General features: G+C 59.4%; 18 protein-coding genes. 10 read left to right on the forward strand and 8 right to left on the reverse strand.

All coding sequences use genetic code 11. From position 1 onward, the window contains the following. Positions 1-57: 57 nt before the first annotated feature. Positions 58-1,476 (reverse strand): amino acid permease, encoded by a 1,419-nt coding sequence (locus NTD86_RS04235; protein WP_262200915.1) that lies wholly within the window; start codon positions 1,474-1,476, stop codon positions 58-60. Between the two features lie 414 nt (positions 1,477-1,890). On the opposite strand from NTD86_RS04235, the gene NTD86_RS04240 reads away from it, so the two are divergent. Together NTD86_RS04240 and NTD86_RS04245 are read left to right on the forward strand one after the other, a co-directional pair. After that, positions 1,891-2,466, forward strand: a complete 576-nt coding sequence (locus tag NTD86_RS04240) for a PadR family transcriptional regulator (RefSeq protein WP_262200916.1) — start codon at positions 1,891-1,893, stop codon at positions 2,464-2,466. Then, positions 2,463-3,248, forward strand: a complete 786-nt coding sequence (locus NTD86_RS04245; RefSeq protein WP_262200917.1) for a siderophore-interacting protein — start codon at positions 2,463-2,465, stop codon at positions 3,246-3,248. The genes NTD86_RS04240 and NTD86_RS04245 overlap by 4 nt, the downstream gene beginning before the upstream one ends. 62 nt (positions 3,249-3,310) lie before the next feature. On the opposite strand, the gene NTD86_RS04250 is transcribed toward NTD86_RS04245, so the two are convergent. Together NTD86_RS04250 and NTD86_RS04255 are read right to left on the reverse strand one after the other, a co-directional pair. Next, positions 3,311-3,955 (reverse strand): Pr6Pr family membrane protein, encoded by a 645-nt coding sequence (locus NTD86_RS04250; RefSeq protein ID WP_262200918.1) that lies wholly within the window; start codon positions 3,953-3,955, stop codon positions 3,311-3,313. Between the two features lie 7 nt (positions 3,956-3,962). Continuing rightward, complete coding sequence (locus NTD86_RS04255; protein WP_262200919.1) at positions 3,963-4,193, reverse strand: VF530 family protein; 231 nt, start codon at positions 4,191-4,193, stop codon at positions 3,963-3,965. A 219-nt stretch (positions 4,194-4,412) separates the two neighbouring features. Between NTD86_RS04255 and NTD86_RS04260 the strand changes: the two genes are divergently transcribed. The 3 genes from NTD86_RS04260 (at position 4,413) to NTD86_RS04270 (ending at position 10,790) form a co-directional block, all read left to right on the forward strand. Further along, positions 4,413-6,452: a TonB-dependent receptor gene (locus tag NTD86_RS04260; protein ID WP_262200920.1), complete on the forward strand. Its 2,040-nt coding sequence runs from the start codon at positions 4,413-4,415 to the stop codon at positions 6,450-6,452. Between the two features lie 458 nt (positions 6,453-6,910). Further along, complete coding sequence (locus tag NTD86_RS04265; RefSeq protein WP_262200921.1) at positions 6,911-8,293, forward strand: carbohydrate porin; 1,383 nt, start codon at positions 6,911-6,913, stop codon at positions 8,291-8,293. 79 nt (positions 8,294-8,372) lie between these two features. Continuing rightward, complete coding sequence (locus NTD86_RS04270) at positions 8,373-10,790, forward strand: glucose/quinate/shikimate family membrane-bound PQQ-dependent dehydrogenase (RefSeq protein ID WP_262200922.1); 2,418 nt, start codon at positions 8,373-8,375, stop codon at positions 10,788-10,790. Positions 10,791-10,875: 85 nt separating this feature from the next. Here NTD86_RS04270 and NTD86_RS04275 read toward each other — a convergent pair whose 3' ends face one another. Continuing rightward, positions 10,876-13,218: a putative bifunctional diguanylate cyclase/phosphodiesterase gene (locus NTD86_RS04275; protein WP_262200923.1), complete on the reverse strand. Its 2,343-nt coding sequence runs from the start codon at positions 13,216-13,218 to the stop codon at positions 10,876-10,878. 363 nt (positions 13,219-13,581) lie between these two features. Here NTD86_RS04275 and lon point away from each other — a divergent pair, with 363 nt between their 5' ends. From lon to cmoB, 5 genes are all read left to right on the forward strand, one after another. Then, positions 13,582-16,011 carry an endopeptidase La gene (lon, locus tag NTD86_RS04280; RefSeq protein WP_262200924.1) on the forward strand — a complete coding sequence of 810 codons (2,430 nt, stop codon included), beginning with the start codon at positions 13,582-13,584 and terminating at the stop codon, positions 16,009-16,011. A gap of 189 nt (positions 16,012-16,200) precedes the next feature. Further along, entirely contained in the window at positions 16,201-16,710 is a 510-nt protein-coding gene (locus NTD86_RS04285) for a hypothetical protein (protein WP_262200925.1), read from the forward strand. 86 nt (positions 16,711-16,796) lie between these two features. Continuing rightward, the gene (locus NTD86_RS04290; RefSeq protein WP_262200927.1) at positions 16,797-17,189 is read left to right on the forward strand and encodes a protease inhibitor I42 family protein; all 393 of its coding nucleotides are present in this window, start codon (positions 16,797-16,799) and stop codon (positions 17,187-17,189) included. A gap of 91 nt (positions 17,190-17,280) precedes the next feature. Then, positions 17,281-18,024 carry a carboxy-S-adenosyl-L-methionine synthase CmoA gene (gene cmoA / locus NTD86_RS04295; protein WP_262200929.1) on the forward strand — a complete coding sequence of 248 codons (744 nt, stop codon included), beginning with the start codon at positions 17,281-17,283 and terminating at the stop codon, positions 18,022-18,024. Then, positions 18,021-18,977 carry a tRNA 5-methoxyuridine(34)/uridine 5-oxyacetic acid(34) synthase CmoB gene (gene cmoB / locus NTD86_RS04300; protein ID WP_262200931.1) on the forward strand — a complete coding sequence of 319 codons (957 nt, stop codon included), beginning with the start codon at positions 18,021-18,023 and terminating at the stop codon, positions 18,975-18,977. The genes cmoA and cmoB overlap by 4 nt, the downstream gene beginning before the upstream one ends. Positions 18,978-19,063: 86 nt before the next feature. On the opposite strand, the gene tadA is transcribed toward cmoB, so the two are convergent. The 4 genes from tadA to ptsP all read right to left on the reverse strand — a co-directional run bounded on the left by tadA (position 19,064) and on the right by ptsP (position 24,177). Then, complete coding sequence (gene tadA, locus NTD86_RS04305; protein ID WP_262200932.1) at positions 19,064-19,552, reverse strand: tRNA adenosine(34) deaminase TadA; 489 nt, start codon at positions 19,550-19,552, stop codon at positions 19,064-19,066. Next, on the reverse strand, positions 19,552-20,928 hold the full coding sequence (locus tag NTD86_RS04310) for a multicopper oxidase family protein (protein WP_262200933.1): 1,377 nt from the start codon (positions 20,926-20,928) through the stop codon (positions 19,552-19,554). The genes tadA and NTD86_RS04310 overlap by 1 nt, the downstream gene beginning before the upstream one ends. A 403-nt stretch (positions 20,929-21,331) precedes the next feature. Further along, entirely contained in the window at positions 21,332-21,604 is a 273-nt protein-coding gene (locus NTD86_RS04315) for a PTS transporter subunit EIIB (protein ID WP_262200934.1), read from the reverse strand. A 2-nt stretch (positions 21,605-21,606) separates the two neighbouring features. Beyond that, positions 21,607-24,177, reverse strand: a complete 2,571-nt coding sequence (ptsP, locus tag NTD86_RS04320; protein WP_262200935.1) for a phosphoenolpyruvate--protein phosphotransferase — start codon at positions 24,175-24,177, stop codon at positions 21,607-21,609. Between the last annotated feature and the right edge of the window lie 43 nt (positions 24,178-24,220).

Raw genomic sequence — 24,220 nt, forward strand, 5'->3', positions numbered from 1 at the left:
TTTGATCTTCTAAAAGATCGCGAGACGAGCTCCTACTGTCAGCGTTTCAACCTGACGTTAATGAGCAGCAGAAGCCACCGCGTTCTGCTCTTTAGGCGACAGTTTGAACACGTAGAACAATACCGTCAGCAGAATCAGAAACGCCGGGCCGACGAACAACGCCACACGGGTTTCTTCGAAGTAGGCCATCAGCCCGACCACCATCAACAAGAAGCCCAGTGCCGCAAACGAGCTGTACGGGTACAGCCACATGCGGTATTTGAGGCTGGCGGCTTCTTCTGGGCTGAGATTTTTGCGGAAACGCAGTTGCGCCAGCAAGATCATCAACCAGGTCCAGATCGCGCCGAAGGTTGCAATCGCCGTGACCCACACAAACACTTTTTCCGGTGCCAGGTAGTTGAGCACCACGCCCAGCAACAACATGACAATCGACAGCAGCAACGCATTGCGCGGCACGCCGTTTTTGGAGGTAGTTGCGAAGTTGGCCGGTGCCTGACCATTTTGCGCCAGGCTGTAGAGCATGCGCCCGGTGCTGAAAATGCCGCCGTTGCAGGACGACAGGGCCGCCGTGATCACCACGAAGTTGATGATGCCGGCCGCCGTCTTGATCCCCAGACGCTCAAAGGTCATCACGAACGGGCTGCCTTGGGTGCCGATTTCGTTCCACGGGTAGATCGACAGGATGACGAACAGTGCGCCCACGTAGAACAGCAGAATGCGCCAGAACACCGAGCCAATCGCGCTGGGGATGGTCTTTTGCGGGTTGCGCGCTTCACCGGCGGTCAGGCCGATCATTTCCACGCCAAGATACGCAAACATCACCATTTGCAACGACATCAGCACGCCTTGAATCCCGTTCGGCATAAAGCCGCCCTGGGTCCATAGGTTGGAGATGCCCAGCGCCACACCGTCATTGCCAAAACCGAAGGCAATAATGCCGATGCCGCCAAGCACCATCGCAATGATGGTGACGATCTTGATCAGGGCAAACCAGAACTCGAACTCACCGAATGCCTTAACGGCGATCAGGTTGATCGATCCCATGCTTAGCAGTGCCGCCAGAGCCCAGATCCAGCGCGGGACATCGGGGAACCAGATGCCCATGTACACCGCCACGGCGGTGATTTCGGCCACGCACGTCACCAGCCACAGGAACCAGTAGTTCCAGCCGGTCAAAAAGCCCGCCAGGGGGCCGAGATAATCTTGGGCGTAGCGGCTGAAAGAACCGGCTACGGGGTTGTGCACGGCCATTTCGCCCAGCGCACGCATGATCACCAGAATGGCCAGGCCACCCAGAATGTAAGACAGCATGATGGCCGGACCGGCCATTTCGATAGCTTTGGCCGAGCCTAGAAACAGGCCGACGCCGATACAGGCGCCCAGCGCCATCAAGCGGATGTGGCGTTCGCCCAGCTCGCGCTTGAGCGGGCCGCCCTGCGCGGTTTCACCGTGGGACTGGTGGTTGCCGACTGGCATAAAAGTACAACCTCATATTGTTATTGGATGTGCATCACTAGAGCGTTCCAAGAGCCTGGCTGGTGGCCAGACTCCCCGAGAGACTGCCTCAGACCTTGTGGGTCGGACGTTCAAAAGGGAAATGCCCTACTGAGATCGGCGGCGAGTATTGCACAGGGTTGGTGCACAGTCATTCCCCTACCTAGGGCGTATTTACCCTGAGCAAGGGCTCTAGACCGTCACTTTCCACGCCTGCAGAACCTGTCGTCGCTGCCGCAAGGTGCGATGAGCTGCGCAGCGGCCCGTTTTTTTTACCGCCAACACCCACCTCATCCGCTCAATCAAAGATGAGAATAATTACCGTTCGTCAAATTCAATTGCGCTTTCTTAAGATATATCTTAAGTTACTTCGCACAAACGAAGAGGACGAAGACTATGAGAGAGCATCATCATCCCCACCGCGCCCACAGCATCGATCAAGACGGTTTTGAGAAACGTGCCGGTCAACGCAGCGCAAAAGGTCCGCGGGTATTTGCCCCCGGCGATCTGAAATTACTGCTGCTGGCTCTGGTGGCCGAGCAGCCTTGCCATGGCTATGACTTGATCCGCCAGATCGAAGGCATGTTCGATGGCGCCTACAGCCCGAGCCCGGGCGTGATCTACCCGACCCTGACCTTTCTTGAAGAAAGCGAACTGATTGAAGGTGACGCCGAAGGCGGTAAAAAGCGCTATCGCGTGACCGAGGCCGGTCGCCAGTCTTTGCTGGACCAGGCCATTGCGCTGGACGGCGTACGGATGCGCATCGACGTCAGCAAGCGCTCGCTGCGCGGCCATGATCGGCCTGCCGAAATTCACGAGGCGGTGCACAACTTGCGCCATGCCTTGCAGATGCATCACGGTCGTTGGAACCCGGCAGAAATTGCCCGCGTGCGCGACCTGCTCAACAGCACCGCCAAAGCCATCGTCGATGGCCCTGTTACTGCCCAGCCTGCACAGGAGAACGCTGAATGAATACCGCTAATCCCCAGACCATTCACCGCGTCATGCATGAAATCAAACGTCGTAAACTGCAGGTGCTGCGCGTGGTCGACCTGACCCCGCGCATGCGCCGCATCACCGTGGGCGGGCCAGAGCTGGCAGGTTTCATCAGCCTGGGCAGCGATGACCACGTGAAGCTGTTTTTCCCGCAGAGCGCTGACGAACTCAATGCACTGGAAAACACCGAGCTGAGCGCCGGGATCAAAGACAAAGTCATGCCGCCGATGCGCGACTACACCCCGCGCCGCTACAACCTGGACACCCTTGAACTGGACCTGGACTTTGTCTTGCACGGTGACGGCCCAGCTTGCACCTGGGCTGCGCAAGTGGAACCTGGTCAGAGCCTGCACATCGGCGGGCCGCGCGGCTCGATGATCGTGCCGGACATCTTCGACAGCTACCTGTTGATCGGCGACGAAACCGCCCTGCCGGCCATTGCTCGGCGCCTGGACGAACTGCCGGCCAATCGCAAGGTGCTGGTGGTGGTTGAAGTTGAAAATGCCCAGGAAGAGCAGCCGCTGACCAGCGCCGCGTCGGTCGAGGTGATCTGGGTGCACCGCGATGCGCCGACAGAAGATCTGCTGAAAACCGTTGAAGGCTTGAGCATCCCGAGCGGCGAGCTGTACACGTGGGTCGCCACCGAAAGCGCGCTGTCACGCAAAGTGCGTCGCGTCTTGCTCGACACTCACAACCTGAACGAAGAGTTCGTCAAAGCCGTCGGCTACTGGCGCCTGGACGACAGCCCGCAAGAGTAATCTCTCCCCCTGCCCAGGAGCGAGCGTGCCTCGTGATCTTTTAAACGATCAAAAGCTCGCTCCTACGCAATAGAGGATCGGCCGCGCCAGCGGTCAATCCCTACCACCACCAACGCCACTGCAACAAACCCCGCCAGAATCCCCAACGCGTTCACAAATGTCTGCGCATAGCCCAGCATGTAGACATTGATAAACGGGTACGGGTAAACCCCGAGCAAGTGCCCGCGCCACAGCAGGTAGGCGAAGTACACAATCGGGTACAACGCCCACACACCGATATGGCTGAAGCGCAAGGCGCCCTTGGGCACACAAAACCACCAGTACAGCGTGAACAGCACGGGCATGACGTCGTGCAGCAGCTCATTGGCCAGCCATTGCAGGCCCTGGGGTTGCCATAGGTTACGCAGCAACAGGCTGTACGCTGCGCCCACCACAATAATGCTGACGCCGATGCCACTCGTTACCCACGGCTGCAAGAAAAACGCCCTGCCCTTTGAAGGACGCGTATCAGCGGCATAAGTGAGTACGGTGGCGGCCAGGGTATTGGTCAGCACCGTGAAAAAACTGAAGTAATTCATCAGCCCGCCCATCAGGCTCGCGCCCGATGTCCAGCGGGCGATCAACACCAGGTCGAGCTGAATCGCCAACCCACTCCAGCCCAGAATGGCCATCAACGCGAACAGCCGTTGTTTGTGCGCCGCACTCATAGGCGAATCAAATCTGCCGCTTGGTGCGGGCGTATTTCACATAGAGCTTCTCGACCTTTTCCCGCGCCCAGGGTGTTTTGCGCAAGAACGTGAGGCTCGACTTGATGCTGGGATCGCTTTTGAAACAGCGAATATCAATGCGCTCGGCCAGCCCTTCCCACTCGTAATGCGCCACCAGCGCATTGAGGATCTGTTCCAGCGTCACGCCGTGCAAGGGGTTGTTGTTGGGTTCAGTCATGCCGAGCCTTTTTAAGCAGAAGTAGGAAAGCCGCGCACCTTAGCCGAGCCCCTGCCCGGGGGGAAGTCATTTGGCACATGCCAAGTCTAGCCTCGGCAAAGCACTTGCAGAAAAGTTCCGCTTGGCGCAATTAAATGCGATGTTATATTGTAACGATACAAGTCGTTATCCAGAGCGCTCAGCGCCACGCTTTTCATCACCCTTGCCAAGGAACCTGCAATGTCCTCCCCTGCTTTACCTCGACAACTGCGGCGTCTGCGTTTGACACCACTCGCCACCGCCCTGCTTATAGCCTCCCCCGCCTATGCCCTGGAACTGCAACCGCAAGTCATTACCGGCAACCCGCTGGGCAGCAGCCAACTGGCGTCCCCGACCACGGTTTTAGAAGGCGATGACCTCACGCTGCAACAGCAAGGCAGCCTAGGTGAAACCCTGAACAAGCAGCCGGGCGTGTCGTCGTCCTATTTCGGCCCAGGCGCCAGCCGCCCGATCATTCGCGGCCTGGACGGCGACCGGATTCGCATCCTGCGCAACGGCGTAGGTGCGCTGGACGCCTCGTCGCTGTCCTACGACCACGCGGTGCCACTTGACCCGGTCAACGTTGAGCGCGTCGAAATCGTGCGCGGCCCGGCAGCCCTGCTTTATGGCGGCAACGCCATCGGCGGCGTGGTCAATACGTTCGACAACCGCATCCCGACCGAAGCCATCAACGGCATTCAGGGCGCAGGCGAACTGCGTTATGGCGGTGCCGACACCACGCGCAGCAGCGCCGGCAAACTGGAAGCCGGTGACGGCACTTTTGCCTTGCACCTGGACGCCAACGCCCGCACGTTCAGCGACCTGAAAATCCCGGGTTACGCTCGCGATCGCCACGCGCCGCAAGACGAGGATGACAGCGATCAGAAGAAAGGCCGCCTGAGCAACAGCAGTGGCCGACAGGACGGTGGTGCGGTAGGCGGTTCCTACACCTGGGACGACGGTTACGCAGGCTTTTCCTACAGCAACTACGACGCCAATTACGGCTCGCCTGCCGAAGACGACGTCCGTATCCGCATGAAGCAGGACCACTACGCCTTCGCTTCGGAAATACGCAACCTCCAAGGCCCGTTCAGCTCGCTCAAACTCAATGCCGGCTACACCGATTACGAACACCGCGAAATCGAAGACGGCGAAGTCGGTACCACCTTCAAGAACAAAGGCTACGAGGCACGCATTGAAGCCCGTCACGTACCAATTGGCCCGCTCAACGGGGTGATTGGCGCGCAAGTGAATCGCAATGAATTCTCCGCCCTCGGCGAAGAAGCCTTTGTGCCGCAGACCGACACCACCAGCGGCGCGCTGTTTATTCTCGAAGAGTTGCAAGCCACGGATCGCCTCAAGCTCAGCCTGGGCGGGCGCCTGGAACACACCGTGGTCGACCCGGATGCCAAGGGCAATGAACGCTTCGAAGCGGCTGAAGGCTCCAAGCGTTTCACTGCTGGCAGCCTGTCTTCAGGCGCGGTCTATACCCTGACACCCGTCTGGTCACTGGCCGCGACGCTAGGCTACACCGAGCGTGCACCGACCTTCTACGAGCTGTATGCCAACGGCGCGCACGTCGCCACCGGCACTTACGAGCTGGGTAACCCTAACCTGTCAAAAGAAAAAGCCGTGTCCAGCGACCTGGCCCTGCGCTTTAACAATGGCACCCACAACGGCAGCGTCGGCGTGTTCTACAGCCGCTTCTCCAACTACATCGGTTTGCTGGGCACGGGCCGCACCCTGAACGACGAAGGCGAGCCGGATGCCGACGGAATCCCGGAATACACCTACTCGGGTGTTCGCGCTCGCTTCGTGGGCTTTGAAGCCAAGGATCACTGGAAGCTGGGCGAAGGCGCCTTCGGCAAATTTGCACTGGAGCTGTCGGGCGACTACACCCGTGCCACCAACCTCGACACCGGCGAAGCATTGCCACGCATTGCACCGTTGCGCCTGAGCAGCGGCTTGCTGTGGGAGCTGGATCGCTGGCAAGCGCGCATCGATGTCGAACACGCCAGCAATCAGGGCCGCGTACCGGATAACGAGTCGGGCACCAATGGCTACACCACCCTGGGCGCCAGCGCTGGCTACCACTTCAATGTCGGCGGCAGCCAGTGGCTGGCCTTCGTCAAAGGTGACAACCTGACCAACCAGACCGTGCGTTATGCCAGCTCGATTCTGCGCGACATCGCCCCGGCGCCGGGGCGTGGTGTTGAAGTAGGCCTGCGCACGACGTTCTAACCCATAACCCTGCTCGCTCCTACACGTGGAATGTTTTATTCAGCCAGCGCGCGAAGTTCGCTCAACGGGATAAATGCTCTTTGCGCCCGAATTTGATCCGAAATTCATGGCTCTGTAGGAGCGAGCTTGCCTCGCGATCTTTTAAAGATCAAAAAATCGCGAGACAAGCTGGCTCCTACAGTTTTTTTCAAATCGATTCCCGCCCCCATTTCCCCGCAAACGCCGTCGAACATGAGGCAAAAAGCCTCTGAGACGAACAGTCGCAGCACACTGTTGCACAATCCGAAATGATCCATGTCAATTAAAGTGCTGTTTCTAAACGTTTCATCGCTTTATCATTTCCGCACCAAGGGCTGAAACGTTTCACTCATCCCTTTCAATATCGAAGTGTGAGTCCTGCCTACAAAGACAGCGCTACCCACGCCACCGCCATACCAAAAAGACCTTCATCTCGACCTATGTCCACACTCCTGACTTTGCGCAAAGACAGCGCGCGATTGCCTATCGCCGGGCAAAAAGCTCTTACCTTGATCGGTGGTATTACCGCCTTGGGTTTGGCCAGCTTCGTACAAGCCGCACCGGCTTTTGACAGCGACTCAAAATGGATGCTCGGCGACTGGGGCGGCACCCGGACCGCGCTTGAGAAACAAGGCTATAGCTTCTCGCTCGACTACGTGGGGGAAATGGGATCGAACCTGCACGGCGGCTACGATCACGACCGCACGGCACGCTACAGCGACCAATTCGGCCTCGGCACACACCTGGATTTGCAGAAGATCCTGGGCTGGAACGACGCTGAACTCCAACTGACGATCACCCAGCGCGATGGCAACAACATCAGCAATGACCGGATCAACGACCCCAGGGTTGGCGGTTTCACCTCAGCGCAGGAAGTCTGGGGGCGCGGCCAGACCACCCGCCTGACACAGATGTGGTATCAGCAGAAATTCTTCGACCAGAAACTCGATATCAAAGTCGGCCGTTTTGGCCAGGGTGAAGACTTCAACAGCTTCCCTTGCGACTTCCAGAACCTGGCCTTCTGCGGCTCGCAGGTCGGGAACTGGGCAGGCAGCATTTGGTACAACTGGCCGGTCAGCCAATGGGCGCTGCGGGTCAAATACCACCTCACGCCGCAGCTGTATGCGCAGGTCGGCGCTTACGAGCAAAACCCATCCAACCTCGATCGCGGCAACGGCTTCAAGCTCAGCGGCAGTGGCACGCAAGGGGCAGTGTTGCCCGTTGAATTGGTGTGGACGCCGAAACTCAACGGCCTGCCCGGCGAGTACCGCGCGGGTTATTACTACAGCAGCGCCAAAGCCACCGACGTCTATAAAGACGCCAATGGCCAGCCGGCAGTGTTGAGCGGCGAAGCATATCGCAGCAGCTCCAGCAAACAGGGTCTGTGGCTGGGCGTGCAACAGCAACTCACCAGTCGCGCCAGCGATCAGTCCCGTGGCTTGAATGTCTTCGCCAACGCCACGCTGCACGACAAGAAAACCAACGCCATCGACAACTACGTCCAGGCCGGCGTTGTGTACAAAGGCGCCTTTGACGCGCGCCCCAAAGACGACATCGGCCTGGCGGTGGCCCGCGTTCACGTCAACCCGGCCTACCGCAAAAACGCCGAAGCGACTAACCAGGCCCGTGGCGTTTACGACGCCAGCAACCTGGACTACCTGCCGCCTCAGCACACTGAGTACAGCGCCGAATTGTATTACGGCGTGCACGTGACTGACTGGCTGACCGTGCGCCCCAACCTGCAATACATCCGCCATCCGGGCGGCGTTTACACCGTGGATAACGCCCTGATCGGCGGTTTGAAAATTCAAAGTTCGTTCTAAAGAACCAGCGGCAAGTCGATAGACGCACGTCTGCAGCTTGCCGCTCGCAACTAAACCTTGTTTTACGGAGAACCTCACTATGAGCACTGACAGTGCTTTGAGTCGAAGCCGCTTGCTCCCGACATTGCTCGGTGTCTTGCTGGTGTTAATGGGCCTGGCCTTGTTGGTCGGGGGGATCAAGCTGCTGATGCTCGGTGGCTCGCTGTATTACCTGCTGGCCGGTATCGGCTTCGGACTGTCGGGCGTGCTGTTGATCGCAGGGCGTCGGGCTGCACTGGCGTTGTACGCGCTGGTGCTGTTCGCCAGCACCGTCTGGGCGCTGGTAGAAGTCGGCCTGGACTGGTGGCAACTGGTACCGCGACTGGCACTGTGGTTTGCCATCGGTATCGTTCTGCTGCTGCCATGGTTGCGTCGCCCACTGTTGCGCGGTGAGTCGGCACCTGTGGCCACAGGCGCATTGAGCGTGGCCGTAGTACTGGCCGGTGTTGCTGCGCTAGCCAGCCAGTTCACTCACCCTGGCGATATCAAAGGCGAACTGGGTCGCGACGCTGTGCCGGGCATGGCCAACACTGCACCCGACATGCCCGAAGGCGATTGGCAATCCTATGGCCGCAGCGGCTATGGCGATCGTTACTCGCCACTCAAAGACATCACCCCACAAAATGCTCATAAACTGGTGCCGGCCTGGACCATGCGCACGGGTGACATGCCAGGGCCTAATGACCCGGGCGAAACCACTGCCGAAAACACCCCGCTGAAAGTCAACGGCATGCTCTACGTGTGCACGCCGCACAGCCAGGTGATCGCGCTTGACCCAGACAGCGGCAAGGAAATCTGGCGCTACGATCCGAAGATCAGCACGCAAAATGCTGCCAACTTCAAAGGCTGGGCACACATGACCTGCCGCGGCGTGAGCTATCACGACGAAAACGCCTACGCCAAGACTGACGCTCAACAAAGCCCGGCAGAACCTGCTGCGGCCACAGCGAGCAATTCGTGCCCGCGTCGCCTGTTCCTGCCCACTGCTGATACCCGCCTGATCGCCATCAACGCCGACACCGGTAAAGTCTGCGAAGAGTTCGGTGACCACGGTTCGGTCGACCTGCGCCACAACATCGGCAGCTTCACTCCGGGCGGCTACTACTCCACGTCGCCACCAGCCGTGACCAAAGACCTAGTGGTGATTGGCGGCCACGTCACCGACAACGAGTCCACTGACGAGCCATCCGGCGTGATCCGTGCGTACGACGTGCGTACCGGCAAACTGGTCTGGAACTGGGACAGCGGCAACCCTGAAGACACCACGCCGGTGGCTGATGGCAAAACCTACACCCGTAACTCGCCTAACATGTGGTCGATGTTCGCAGTCGACGAAAACCTCGGCATGCTCTACCTGCCGATGGGCAACCAGATGCCCGACCAATATGGCGGCGACCGTACCGAAGACTCCGAGCGTTACAGCGCAGGCGTCACCGCTCTGGACATCACCACCGGTAAAGTCCGCTGGTATCGTCAGTTCACCCACCACGACCTGTGGGACATGGACGTGGGCGGTCAACCGACCCTCATGGACCTGAAAACCGCTGACGGCGTGAAACCTGCGCTGCTGGCTTCCACCAAGCAAGGCAGCATCTACGTTGTTGACCGTCGCACAGGCGAAGACATCGTACCGATCCGTGAAATCCCGGCACCGGGCGGCGCTGTCGCTGGCGACCACACCTCGCCAACCCAGCCGCGTTCGGATCTGAACCTGATTCCACCGCAACTGACCGAGCGCGACATGTGGGGCGTGACCCCGTTCGACCAGATGCTGTGCCGCATCAACTTCAAATCCCTGCGTTACGAGGGCATGTACACGCCGCCGTCGCTGCAAGGTTCGATCGTGTACCCAGGCAACTTCGGCGTGTTTGACTGGGGCGGCATCTCGGTTGACCCAGTGCGCCAGATCGCCTTCCTGAACCCGAGCTACATGGCGTTCACCTCCAAGCTGGTGCCGCAGGCGGAAGTTGCCGCCATGGGCCCGCGTAAAGGCGAAACCTCCGGCGTGCAACCGAACAAGGGCGCACCTTATGGTGTGATCCTGGAACCGCTGCTGTCGCCGGTTGGCCTGCCTTGCCAGGCACCTTCGTGGGGTTACGTGGCGGCGGTCGACCTGACCAACAACAACGTGATCTGGAAACACAAGAACGGCACCGTGCGTGACAGCTCGCCAGTACCGATCCCGTTGCCAATGGGCGTTCCAAGCCTGGGCGGGACCGTGACCACTGCTGGTGGCGTAGCCTTCCTGAGCGGCACCCTGGACCAATACCTGCGTGCCTACGACGTGAACAACGGTAAAGTCCTATGGGAAGGTCGCCTGCCAGCAGGCGGTCAAGCCACCCCAATGACCTACGCAGGCAAGGATGGCACCCAATACGTAGTCGTCATGGCCGGCGGTCATGGTGGTCTGGGCACCCAAAAAGGTGACTACATCATGGCCTTCAAACTGGCCAAGTAAGCTTCAAAGCCAGTTGCAAGAAAGGCGGCTATCGCAAGATAGCCGCCTTTTTTTGTGCCTGCGCTACACCGTTCCTGCACAGGGACTACGCGGTAGTGCGCAACTGGTCCAACCAGGTTTCGAATGCCCGTGCGTCCAGCGGGCGGCTGATCAGGTAGCCTTGCGCCGTGTCGCACTGCCAGCGCTTGAGCAGGTCGAGGCTGTGCGGGTATTCCACTCCTTCTGCCACGACTTTAAGCCCCAGGTTGTGGCTCATCTCGATGGTCGAACGCACGATCACCGCATCATCGCTGGCTTCATCGAGGTTACGCACAAAGGACTGGTCTATTTTCAGCTCCTGGACCGGTAGCCGTTTAAGGTGAGCGAGTGAGGAATACCCTGTCCCGAAGTCGTCCACCGATAAGCTGATGCCGCAGTCACGCAGCCCGTTGAGTACCGTGAGCGAGTGCTCGGGGTCGTGCATCACGGCACTCTCGGTGATCTCGAAAGTCAGTTGCTGCGCCGAGACCTGATACTGCGCCAGCAGGCCTTGAACCTTGGTTGCCAGGCAATCGCCACGCAGATCATCAGCCGAGATGTTGATCGACAGTTGCAGGTGCAGACCGCGCTGGTTCCACTCGGCAATCTGGCGGATGCTCTCTTCAATCACCCAGTCGGTCAGCACATTCATGCTCCCGGAACGCTCGGCCAACGGGATGAACTCCGCCGGTGAAACCAACCCCAGCACCGGATGTTGCCAACGCAGCAACGCTTCGGCCTGGCTCACTTGCCCGGTGCGCAGATCCAGTTTGGGCTGGTAATGAATAAACAGTTCGCCGTCGCTGGCCGCATGGCGCAAGTCGCGAATCAATTGGATTTGACGCTGATGGGCCAGGTCGCGGTCCTGCTGATAGATCTGCAGGTAGCCGGGTGATGCGGCGGCATCGCTGCGCGCAATCGCGGCTCGAGCCATCAGGTCTTCAGCGGTCTGGCCATGGCTTGGGTACACCGAGATGCCCATGCAGATGTCCAGTTGCACGTCATGCCCGTCGATGCTCAACGGTTGGCTCAATACCCCGTACAAGCGGTCCGCCATTGCGACCCCGGCATCGACCTGAGTGTTTTCCAGCAGCAGCAAAAATTCGTTGCCGGCGATACGCGCGGCCGTGCTGCTTTCCGGCAGCGTTTCCAAGAGAACATGGCTGGTCTTGAGCATGATCAATTCCAGCCCTTGCGGGCCGGAGCTTTCGTTGATCAGGCGGTAGTTTTCGATACCCAGGTAGATCAGCACCACGCTACGCCGGGCCATGATTGCACTGCCCAGCCGTTCCATGGCCAACGCCCGATTGGGCAGGCCGGTGAGCGGGTCGTGTAACGCGTTATGCGCCAATTGTTGTTCGCGTTCAGCGATGCCGTTTTGCATCGCATTGAATGCCCGCGCCAAAAACCCCAGCTCGTCGCGGCGCTTAAGCTCTACCGGCGTGGAATAGTCACCGCGGCCGATGCGCTGCGCCGCTTCGGCCAGCACGCTGACCGGGCGAGACACTTCACGCGCCAGCCACAAGGCACCGAGTAGCGAAGCCAGCAGGGCCGCAAGGGAGATCCATAAAAACTTGCGATCCAGTGAGTTGAAGGCCTGCAACGTTTGGTCCAGCGGGCTCTGCAACAACGCCATGACCTGGCCATTGGCTGGGTCACCAGAGTTGGCCATCTGCAACAGCTGCCCCAAAAAGCGCTTGCCGCCGAATTCACTGAAGTGCATCAGAGGCCCCGGCGGATGATCACGCAAAAACGTGACAATACTCTCATCCATTTCCTGCGGCTGGGTGCTGGCCAACGGCCCGGAATGGCCGTTCTTCACCGCTAGAAACGACACCTCAAGGTTGCTCAGGGTACGCAGTTCCTGGGCAAACACTTCGTTCATCGGCATCGCCGATACCACTCGTACCACCGGCAACGGTGCCAACATCACGGCTTGTACCATCATGTACGGGCACTCATCGAGTACCCCGATCAGCTTGGTCTGTGAGTCCCGCCGTGCCTGGCCCAAGGCTTGGGCATAGGGAAAGATTTCGCCTGGCGGCAGGCTCTTCAAGGTACTGCTGATGATCTTGCCTTGCAGATCGAGCACAAACAGGTCACTGCCGCGCAGGCTGGGCTCAAAGGCTTCCAGCGCGTGTTCAATGGTCTGCGGGCGGCCATCGATCACGGCATCGCGAAACTCCGCGTCATTGGTCAACCAGTTCAGGCCGTACTGAATACGGCGGGCACGAAAGTCGATAAAACGCTCGAACACCCGCGTACCGTTTTTCAGTTGATCTTCGGCCTGATCGCTGGCGGCCGTGACGGTGGCGGCCTTCACCGCGAAGTACACAGTGCCGATCACGACCAGCAAAAGCAGCATCAGCACGACACTGATATGAGCCTGGAAGCTATTGCGCAATTTCATCGGCGAGCCTCAATCCATTGACGATGTGCAGCCTGTGTGACGATTCCCTGAGGCATGCGGGCACTCTCTGTCTTCAACTAAAAGTCAAAGAACTGACTTTTAGCTGAGCTTTGATTTTTTTCCACCACAGGTGCCATGGCTTAGAAGATCGCCTAATAAATACGGGGCGTCTAGCGTCAAGTTGTTGGCGACAAAGGCTTAGCATTTTAGCTGCCGGTCACCACACATCACGAGGCCGGAAAGAGCGGGGTCCTTGGCCTATGGTTGGTAGTTAGCTGATTTTCGTGGTGAACAAAACTTCACCATTGAAACCTCTATCACCGTGCCCCATCTAAAGCACATACCCCATTGCGCAGGTGCCCCATGAGCGACCAGCAAGAATTTGCGGACAACGTTACCGAGTACACCGATATAGAGCACAACGAGACAACATCAACCGTTCACAAGGGTGGGACCGAACTGGCCCTGCCGGGGCAGAATCTGCCCGACAAGGTTTACATCATTCCGATTCACAATCGGCCGTTCTTCCCGGCACAAGTGCTGCCGGTCATCGTCAATGAAGAACCCTGGGCCGAAACCCTCGACTTGGTCAGCAAGTCGCCTCATCACTCCCTGGCGCTGTTTTTTGTCGACACGCCCACTGATGACCCCCGCCATTTTGATACCACCAGCCTGCCGGAGTACGGCACTCTGGTGAAAGTGCACCACGCCAGCCGCGAAAACGGCAAATTGCAATTTGTGGCACAGGGCCTGAGCCGTGTACGCATCAGCATGTGGCTCAAGCATCACCGCCCGCCGTACCTGGTAGAGGTCGAGTATCCGCAGGAAGTCAACCAGCCCACCGACGAGGTGAAGGCTTACGGTATGGCGCTGATCAATGCGATCAAAGAGCTGCTGCCGCTCAACCCCCTGTACAGCGAAGAGCTGAAAAACTACCTCAACCGCTTCAGCCCCAACGATCCATCACCGCTCACCGACTTTGCGGCCGCCCTGACCTCGGCCACCGGTAACGAACTGCAAGAAGTGCTTGATTGCGTGCCCATCCTCAAGCGCATGGAAAAAGTCCTGCCGATGCTGCGCAAGGAAGTCGAGGTTGCGCGTCTGCAAAAAGAAATTTCCGCCGAAGTTAACCTCAAGATCGGCGAGCATCAGCGCGAATTCTTCCTCAAGGAACAACTCAAGGTCATCCAGCAGGAACTGGGGCTGACCAAGGATGATCGCAGTGCCGATATCGAGCAATTCCAGCAACGACTGGAAGGCAAGACCCTGCCCGTCCAGGCCCGCAAACGGATTGACGAAGAAATAAACAAACTGTCTATTCTCGAGACCGGTTCACCGGAGTATGCGGTGACCCGCAACTACCTCGACTGGGCCAGTTCCGTGCCTTGGGGCGTGTATGGCCAGGACAAACTGGACCTTAAACACGCGCGCAAAGTGCTCGACGCTCACCACGCCGGGCTGGATGACATCAAAGACCGCATCCTCGAGTTTCTCGCTGTGGGCGCCTACAAAGGCTCGGTCAGTGGCTCGATCGTCTTGCTGGTCGGCCCGCCGGGTGTGGGTAAAACCAGTGTCGGCAAGTCCATTGCCGAGTCGTTGGGCCGTCCGTTCTATCGCTTCAGCGTGGGCGGCATGCGCGATGAAGCCGAGATCAAGGGCCATCGCCGCACCTACATCGGCGCCCAGCCGGGCAAGCTTGTGCAGGCGCTCAAGGACGTTGAAGTGATGAACCCGGTCATCATGCTCGACGAGATCGACAAAATGGGCCAAAGCTTCCAGGGCGACCCTGCTTCGGCCCTGTTGGAAACCCTGGACCCCGAGCAAAACGTCGACTTCCTGGACCACTACCTGGACCTGCGCCTGGATCTGTCCAAAGTACTGTTTGTGTGCACCGCCAACACCCTGGACTCGATCCCAGGCCCGCTGCTCGACCGGATGGAAGTGATCCGCCTCTCGGGTTACATCACCGAAGAGAAAGTGGCGATTGCCAAGCGTCACCTGTGGCCTAAACAGCTGGAGAAAGCCGGCGTCGACAAGGCTCGCCTGAGCATCACAGACAGCGCACTGCGGTTGCTTATCGATGGCTACGCCCGTGAAGCGGGTGTGCGTCAGCTCGAAAAATATCTCGGCAAACTGGTACGCAAGGCCGTGATCAAGCTGCTCGACAAGCCGGATGCGGTGATCAAGATCGGCCCCAAAGACCTCGAAGCCTCGCTGGGCACGCCGGTGTTCCGTAACGAGCAAGTCATCAGCGGCGTGGGCGTGATCACCGGCCTGGCGTGGACCAGCATGGGGGGTGCAACGTTGCCGATCGAGGCTACGCGCATCCACACGCTTAACCGCGGCTTCAAGCTGACCGGGCAACTGGGTGAAGTGATGAAGGAGTCGGCTGAAATCGCCTACAGCTACATCAGCTCGCACCTCAAGCAGTTTGGCGGCGATCCGCGCTTCTTTGACGAAGCCTTCGTGCACTTGCACGTGCCGGAAGGCGCTACCCCCAAAGACGGTCCGAGCGCCGGGGTGACCATGGCCAGCGCCCTGTTGTCACTGGCGCGCAATCAAGCACCGAAAAAAGGGATTGCCATGACCGGGGAACTGACCCTGACCGGCTATGTCCTGCCGATTGGTGGTGTGCGGGAGAAAGTCATTGCGGCCCGTCGGCAGAAAATTCATGAATTGATCCTGCCCGAGGCAAACCGCGGCAACTTCGAGGAATTGCCGGACTACTTGAAAGAAGGCCTGACCGTGCATTTTGCCAAACGCTTTACTGACGTGGCCAAAGTGCTGTTCTGACAAGCCATCGCTAACGCCGGGGCAAGGGGTCAGGCGGGGCATGGCCTCCCTTTGCAACCGGCGACAACGATCATACGAACAGCTGCTGCAGTTGGCTCGGGTTTACACGATTAAACACCTGTAATTTATGACAGTAGACACGCGTGTAATTCCCATCGTTAATAGAGCCCTAGCCGACAGGTATTATCGTTGGAGACCTGCTATATGCCACTTCATCATCCTTCGTATCAAAATCCAGATGTTCTTTGGCGCACCATCAAGAGTTCGACCGTGTTCAACCCTAGAACCAGTGGTGAACTCAAGGCAGAGGTCCTCGATAGAAGCTCGTTTGTGGCCCAGGAAATGACCTTCGCCAGCAGCCACAAAAAAATCATCGTGACCGCTGAATATGATGATTTTGGCTCCAAGGCGTATCGCGCAATTTCTCTGACCCTGGACATCAACATCCAATCGGGGATTTACCTGTTCAAAAAAGGTGAGCCCGGGCCGATTCTGGGAATGTCTTACATCGAATATGTCGAAGTCGATGGGCGCGAGATGTATCACTTGAATCAGGCCAGTGTCGGGACACTGCACCTCAGCGTCATGGAAAGCTGCTACAGCGCACGGCTGTTTACGTTTGAGGGCCTCGACCATAAGGGCGAAGCACTCGAGATGTGCGGCGATTTTATAATCTGCCCTCCGCACGCCAGCTTTTAACGCGAGGCGCCCGGGCAACGACAAAATCGCGCAGCGGCCATCCTGGGTTATGCTGCGCTCTTGTCCTTGTCCGACCGGAGCCTGCAATGTCCCTCGCACGTTTTGTCCCTCTGCTCAGCCTTGGCTTGCTGGCAGCCTGTGCGCACCAACCCGCGCAAAACGTCACTGTAGAAGCACAAAGCGAATGCCCGATACACCTGCATGTCGGCCAAAACCTGATGCTGTCGCTGCCCAGCAACCCCACCACCGGTTACCGTTGGGCGATTCAAGACTCGGCAGGCGGCGTACTGCGCAGCCTTGGCCCCGAGGTTTACAACAGCAGCGATGACGGCCAGTTGCTCGGCAGTGGCGGCCATTCGACCTGGCGCTTTGAGGCCTTTGCGGCCGGCACAGGGCGTTTGCGCCTGACCTCTCAGCAGCCTTGGGAGCCCGAAGCCGAACCTGCGGACACCTTCGATTGCCCTATCACCGTCAACTGACCTTGGGCGACTGATCAGACAGACCGCGCATCCCGGCGCCAACTTGGCTAAAATGCGGCCCCCTTTTTAACTATCCAGCGCCGGAACTGTCGTGAGCAAAGAACCTGACCGTATTTTCGCCCAGCCCCTGGCCCAGGTGCCGGACTTCGCCTTTAACGAAGACGTGGTGCGGGTGTTCCCGGACATGATCAAGCGCTCGGTGCCGGGCTACCCGACGATTGTCGAAAACCTTGGCGTGCTCGCCGCCCAATTCGCACAGCCCAACAGCGTGCTGTACGACCTGGGCAGCTCACTGGGCGCGGTGACCCAGGCCTTGCGCCGCCATGTACGTGCCGAAGGCTGCAAGGTCATTGCCGTGGACAACTCCACGGCGATGGTCGAGCGCTGCCGAGAATACCTCAATGCCCAGGACTCGATGTTCCAGGAGTTGCTGCCGGTCGAGGTGATTGAAGGCGACATTCTGGCCCTGGAGTTCCAGCCTGCCTCCGTCGTGGCGCTGAACTTCACCCTGCAATTTATCGCCCCAGACCAGCGCCTGGCCCTGCTCAGCCGTATTCGTCAATCGTTGCTGCCGGGCGGTGCAATGATCCTTTCGGAAAAACTGCGCTTCAGTGATCCTCAAGAGCACGCGTTGCTGACTGATCTGCACATTGCCTTCAAGCGTGCCAACGGTTACAGCGACCTCGAAATTGCGCAAAAGCGCAGCGCCATCGAAAACGTCATGAAGCCCGACAGCCTCGAAGAACACCGTGAGCGCCTGCTGGCAGCCGGGTTCTCGAGAGTCGTGCCGTGGTTCCAGTGTCTTAACTTTGCCTCGTTGATTGCCTTGCCATGATTGATCTTTCCCCTCTTGCCCGCCGTTTGGCCGGGACGCCTTTAGCTGAATGGGCCAACACCCTGCAGGCGCAACTCGACGTCAAAATGGAGAAAGGCCACGGCGACCTGGAGCGCTGGCAAAGCGCGCTGGACGCCTTGCCCAACGTCCTGCCGACCGAGATTGACCTGCTCAACGGCCTGACCCTGGACACCCAGTGCGACGACGCCACCCGCGCGCAGATGCGCGAGGCCCTGCTGGGTCTCTCGCCGTGGCGCAAAGGCCCGTTTGATTTGTTCGGCGTGCATGTCGACACCGAATGGCATTCGGACTGGAAATGGTCGCGGGTGGCGCCGCACATCGACCTCAAGGGCAAGCGCATCCTCGATGTTGGCTGCGGCAACGGTTACTACATGTGGCGCATGCTCGGCGCCGGTGCCCACAGCGTGATTGGCGTAGACCCGAACTGGTTGTTTTTCTGCCAGTTCCAGGCGGTTCAACGCTTTCTGCGACAAGAGGCTGCCTGGCACCTGCCCTTCCCGTTTGAAGATCTGCCGCCGAACCTGGAAGGCTTCGACACCGTGTTTTCCATGGGCGTGTTTTACCACCGCCGCTCACCCATCGAGCATTTGCTGGCACTCAAGGACTGCCTGGTCAAAGGCGGCGAACTGGTTTTGGAAACGCTGGTGATCGACGGTGATGTGAACCAGGTGCTGGTGCCCGAAGACCGCTACGCGCAGATGCGCAACGTGTGGTTCCTGCCCTCGATTGCGGCCCTGGAACGCTGGTTGCGCCGTGCGGGCTTCAACGATGTGCGCTGCGTTGACGTGAGCATCACCACGGTCGAAGAACAACGGGCGACCGAGTGGATGAAGTACCAATCGTTGAGCGATTACCTGGACCCGAACGACCACAGCAAAACCATCGAAGGTTTGCCCGCGCCGATGCGCGCCGTGATCGTCGCCAAAAAATAAGAGATCCTCTGTAGGAGCGAGCTTGCCTCGCGAGCTTTTAAGATCAAAAGATCGCGAGGCAAGCTCGCTCCTACAGGGTAGGCGGATTATTTGGCCCGGCGGGCCTTGAAGAACTCGCTGAGGATGGCGCCGCACTCATCGGCCAACACCCCGCCTTCAAACACCACCCGGTGGTTCAAAAAGCTCTGGGTGAAGAATTGCCCCTGGCTCTGCACAATTCCGGCCTTGGGTTCCAGCGCGCCGAACACCACCCGCGACACCCGCGAATGCACAATCAAACCCGCGCACATGCTGCACGGCTCCAGCGTCACGTACAGCGTGCTGCCCGGCAGACGGTAGTTGCTGGCAGCCGTGGCTGCGGCGCGGATCGCCACCATCTCGGCGTGGGCGCTGGGGTCGCTGCCGCTGATGGGGCAGTTGAAACCGCGCCCGATGATTTCACCGTTCTGCACCAGCACCGCGCCCACCGGCACCTCACCCAAGGCCGCGCCTTGCGCCGCCAGTATTAGCGCTTCACGCATAAAGTCCTGATCGCGGCTGCGATCAATAATCTGGGGTTGACGCCCTTGTCGCATCAGGAAACCTCAATAGCGGCCATCAGGCCGGTTTCCATGTGGTCAATCACATGGCAGTGGAACATCCACACGCCGGGATTATCCGCCACCAACGCCACACGGGCACGCTCGTTTTTACCCAACAGGTAAGTGTCGGTGAAATACGGGGTAATCTTTTTACGATTGGACGCCAGCACTTTGAAGCTCATGCCATGCAGGTGAATCGGGTGCTGATACTGGGTCATGTTCTTGAACTCGAACACGTAACTCTCGCCCAGCTTGAGCTTGGCAATCGGGCGGTCAGCGCAGGTCTTGTCCTTGATGTCCCAGGCCACACCATTGATCTGCCACAGGCTCGGCGGCTGATCGGAGCCCAGATTCTCGGACACACTACCGACCCACTCAAAGTTGAAGTTGACCTTCTCGGCGTTCTCTACATCAGGCTCGGCAATCGGATTGGCCGGCAGCGCTGGTGGCCATTCACCGGGTGCGTCGTTGTTGGCCACTGACAACAGCGTGCCCAAGCGTACCGGCCCGTCGCGCAACGACAGCTCTTCACCTGCGGGCGGTGCCTTGATCGCCAGGCAAATGCGCATGCCCGGCCCCAGCCAATAATCCTTGCCCAGTGGTCGTGGCTTGATAGGGTTGCCATCCAGTGCATAGATTTGCGCCTCAACGCCCGGAATATTCAGGCGGTAGGTCAAGGTGTTGTCGAGGTTGAGAATGCGCACGCGGGTAATCTGCCCGGCAGGCAGTTCAATGGTCGGTACATGGGAGCCATTGATCGTCGACAACCGCCCGACCGTACCGCCGCGTGCGGCTTCGCGGGTAATGCTGAAGGGCAGAAAATTGCCCTCTTCATCCACGTGCCAGTTTTTAATGCTCAGCGTGCGCTCGTGTTTGAAGCCTGTAGGTTCGCGCTCTTCGACGATCAGCGGGCCGACCAGGCCACGGCCCAGCTCTTCGCTGCTGTTGACATGGGGGTGGTACCAATAGCTGCCGGCATCGGGCACGCGGAATTTGTAGTCAAAGTATTCGCCGGGCAGAACCGGCAATTGTGAGACGTAAGGCACACCGTCCATCTCCAGCGGCAGGCGGATACCGTGCCAGTGGATCGTGGTTGCGACGGGCAGATGGTTGATAAAGCGCACCCGCAGCCATTCGCCTTGGCGCACGCGTAACTCGGTGCCCGGCGCTGAAGGACCAAAAGCCCAGGCTTCGGTCGGGTGGCCAGGCACCAGTTCGACGTCCAGAGGCGCAGCAATCAACTCATAATCGTGACCGGCCTGCTCATCGGCCATCTTGCCCAACCAGTAACGCGAAGCGCCCCCAGCACCAACACCCACCACTACCAGGCCGGCTAAACCACCGAGTATTTGTCGACGGGTAAAGGACATGGAATTAACTACCTCTCGTATCCGGCGCGAGCGCCAGGCTCGCAAAAAAGCGAATACGATACACCTGCAAATGCGAAACCGTAAGCGCGGGGTGACCGCAGGAGCCCTCACCCTAGCCCTCTCCCAGAGGGAGAGGGGACTTACCGCGTTAATCAACGACCTCAGCAATAGAGCCAATTGCGGATTCAGCTGACGCGTTTGAGGTCACCGCACATCTGCAATTTCCCCCAATCTGTCCCCTCTCCCAGAGAGAGAGAGAGGACTTACCGCGTTAATCAACGACCTCAGCAATAGAGCCAGTTGCGGATTCAGCTGACGCGTTTAAGGTCACCGCACATCTGCAATTTCCCCCAATCTGTCCCCTCTCCCTCCGGGAGAGGGCTAGGGTGAGGGGCTTTTGATCTTAAACCCCTACCAAATGCACCACGCCTCCCGCCAGCGTCATCAACCCCGGCACTCCGGCCTGACGCAACGCCTGCGGCTGAATGCGCGAGGCATCGTTGAGCTCAACGCGGATACGGGTCAGCGCCACTCGTTGTTCAGACTTGAGGTTAGCAGCGCCCCCCAGCGCCGCGATCACCGCCGCGTCCAACGTGGACACCTCCTGAGCTGGCGCATCAGGAACCAAGTCCGGGGTCAGTGCCTTCCAAAACGCCTGCTGCAATTTTGCAAACATGTTCAGTTCTCCAACACCAATGATTGAGCGACGTTGACCGATTGCGACGACTGTAAGGCCGCACGCACCTGTTCAGCACTTTCCAGCCCCAGTACGTGCTGCGCCAAACTCTGGCAGGCCTTGTACTCCAGTTCGCGCACCCGCGCTTTGATGGTCGGGATCAACGGCACACTCACCGATAGCTCATCAACGCCCAACCCGACCAGCATCGGCACCGCCAGTGACTCGGAGGCCAGCGCGCCGCATACGCCCACCCATTTGCCGTGAGCATGCGCGGCCTTGACGGTGCTGGCGATCAGGCGCAATACCGCCGGGTGAAAACTGTCGGCCTGGCTGGCCAGGCGCGGGTGGTCGCGGTCCATCGCCAAGGTGTATTGGGTCAAGTCGTTGGTGCCAATCGAGAAGAAGTCGACTTCTGGGGCAAACAGGTCAGCCATCAGCGCCGCCGCCGGGACTTCAATCATGATCCCGAGCTTGGGCAACCGGGTGATGCCCAGACGCTGCGCCTGTTCTTCAAGCAACTGACGAGCCAGGCGCAGTTCCGACACTTGTGTGACCATCGGCAACATGATGTGCAAACGGGTCAGGTCGGCACTGGCCAAAATTGCGCTGAATTGCTCACGCAGCAGTTCCGGGCGCTCCAGGCACAAACGAACCCCGCGCATGCCCAGGAAAGGGTTGGCCTCGTGTTCCATGGGTACATAGGCCAGCGGTTTGTCGCCGCCGACATCCAGCGTGCGCACCACCAGGTTGTATTCAGTACCGACCGCCCGGGCTATGGCCGTGTAGGTGGCGACCTGTTCGTCGTGGCTCGGCGCACTGTTACGTTCCAGGTACAGGAACTCGGAGCGCAGCAAGCCCACGCCTTCTCCACCCAGTGCCATACCCTGCTCGGCTTCGGCCAGCGAGGCAATGTTGGCAGACACTTCGATATGGCGCCCGTCACGGGTGTCCGCACGCAGTTGCGCGTTCTCCAGATCCCGAGCCTGACGCACACGCTGTTGCTCATGCTGGGCGGTGAGGGCTTCAACCTCCGCCGCACTCGGGCGAACCTGCAACACGCCCTGTTCCGCATCCAGCAATACCGGTGTGCCGTTGGCCAGCGTCAGCACGCTTGCCGGCAAACCGCACATGGCGGGCAAGCCCAGGGCCCGCGCCAAAATCGCCACATGGCTGGTAGCGCCACCGCCCACCGTGGCAAAACCGACCACTTTGGCTTTATCGAGCCCAGCCGTTTGCGAAGGGCTTAGCTGGTCAGCGATCAGGATGGCATTGTCCGGCAATGCCTGGATCGAATCCTCAACCCGCAAAATCAATTTGAGTACGCGCAGCCCGACGTCGGCCAGGTCTTGCGCCCTTTCTGCCAGAAACGCATTGCCCAGATTGCGGAACACGTTTTCGTGGGTCTCAACCGCGGCCGCCCAGGAAAAAGCTGCGCTTTTACCGGACGTCAGCAGGGTGTACGCCTGCTCCAGCAGACTCGGGTCTTGCAGCAGTTCACGATGAGCACTGAAGATTTGCGCCTGCGGCCCGTCGCCCAAATCACTGCCCAGCCTGTCCAGCGCGGCATCGGCTTCAAGCAAGGCCCGTTGCAGTTGCGCCCGCTCGAACGCTTCGCCAGCGCCAAATTGCGGATAGTTCAGGGCTTGCTCGGCGATTTGCACCACATGGCCAAACACCGCCCCAGAAGATGCGCACACTCCGCGCAACATGCCGTCATCGGCCACGGCCAACTCTGCAGCGTGCACAGGAGCCGGTGCTGGAGCCGGTTCGGCAAGCGCTGGCGCAACCGGCGTCACGGCTTCGCCGCAGCCAGCCAGCAGCAGTTCGGTCAAGACGCCAATGGCCTGTTCGGCATCCGCGCCGGTTGCACTGACTTGCACCACATCGGCGTAGGTGGTTTGCAGGGTCATGATCGCCACCAGCGATTTGGCGTTGATACGCTGACCCTCTTTATGCAGCTCAATCGTTGCGTCAAAGCCCTTGGCCGCCTGTGCAAAGACAGCAGCCGGACGGGCATGCAGGCCGTTCGGGTTGGGCAGCGCAATGGCCGCCGAGAGCAGCGTCTCACCTGAATTGGCCGCCTCAGATACGGCGGTTTGCGGGGCAGCCGCCCCCAGGCGCAGCACCGCTTGGCCGCTGTCTACCAGCCCTTCATTGCCCGCTAGTGCAGTAAAGCTTTCGCCGCTGATCACCAGCATCAACGTCAGCAAGCTGCGCGCATGTTGGGCGACGTAGTCGGCATCAAACTCGATCAGTGCTTGGCCCGCCGAGACCTGCTGGCCTTCCTCGACCAGGGCGGTGAAGCCCTTGCCGCCAAGGTTCACCGTGTCCAGGCCAATGTGCAGCAACACTTGCACACCGTTGGCATCGGTAATGCTGACGGCATGCCCGGTGTTCTGCAGGTTGCTGATCACACCGGCCAGCGGCGCGCAGAGCACCTGCGACGTCGGGTCGATGCACAGCCCGTCGCCCATCAAACGGCTGGAGAACACCGGGTCAGGCACCTGCTCGAGCGGCATCAGGACACCCGATAACGGCGCCAGCAGTTCCAGTTGTTGGGATGTAACCATGACTTCACCTGCAGTTGATTCGGTTAAATGCCGATGGAGCGCG

It is taken from the genome of Pseudomonas sp. 7P_10.2_Bac1 (assembly GCF_025465935.1).
Lineage (GTDB): Bacteria > Pseudomonadota > Gammaproteobacteria > Pseudomonadales > Pseudomonadaceae > Aquipseudomonas.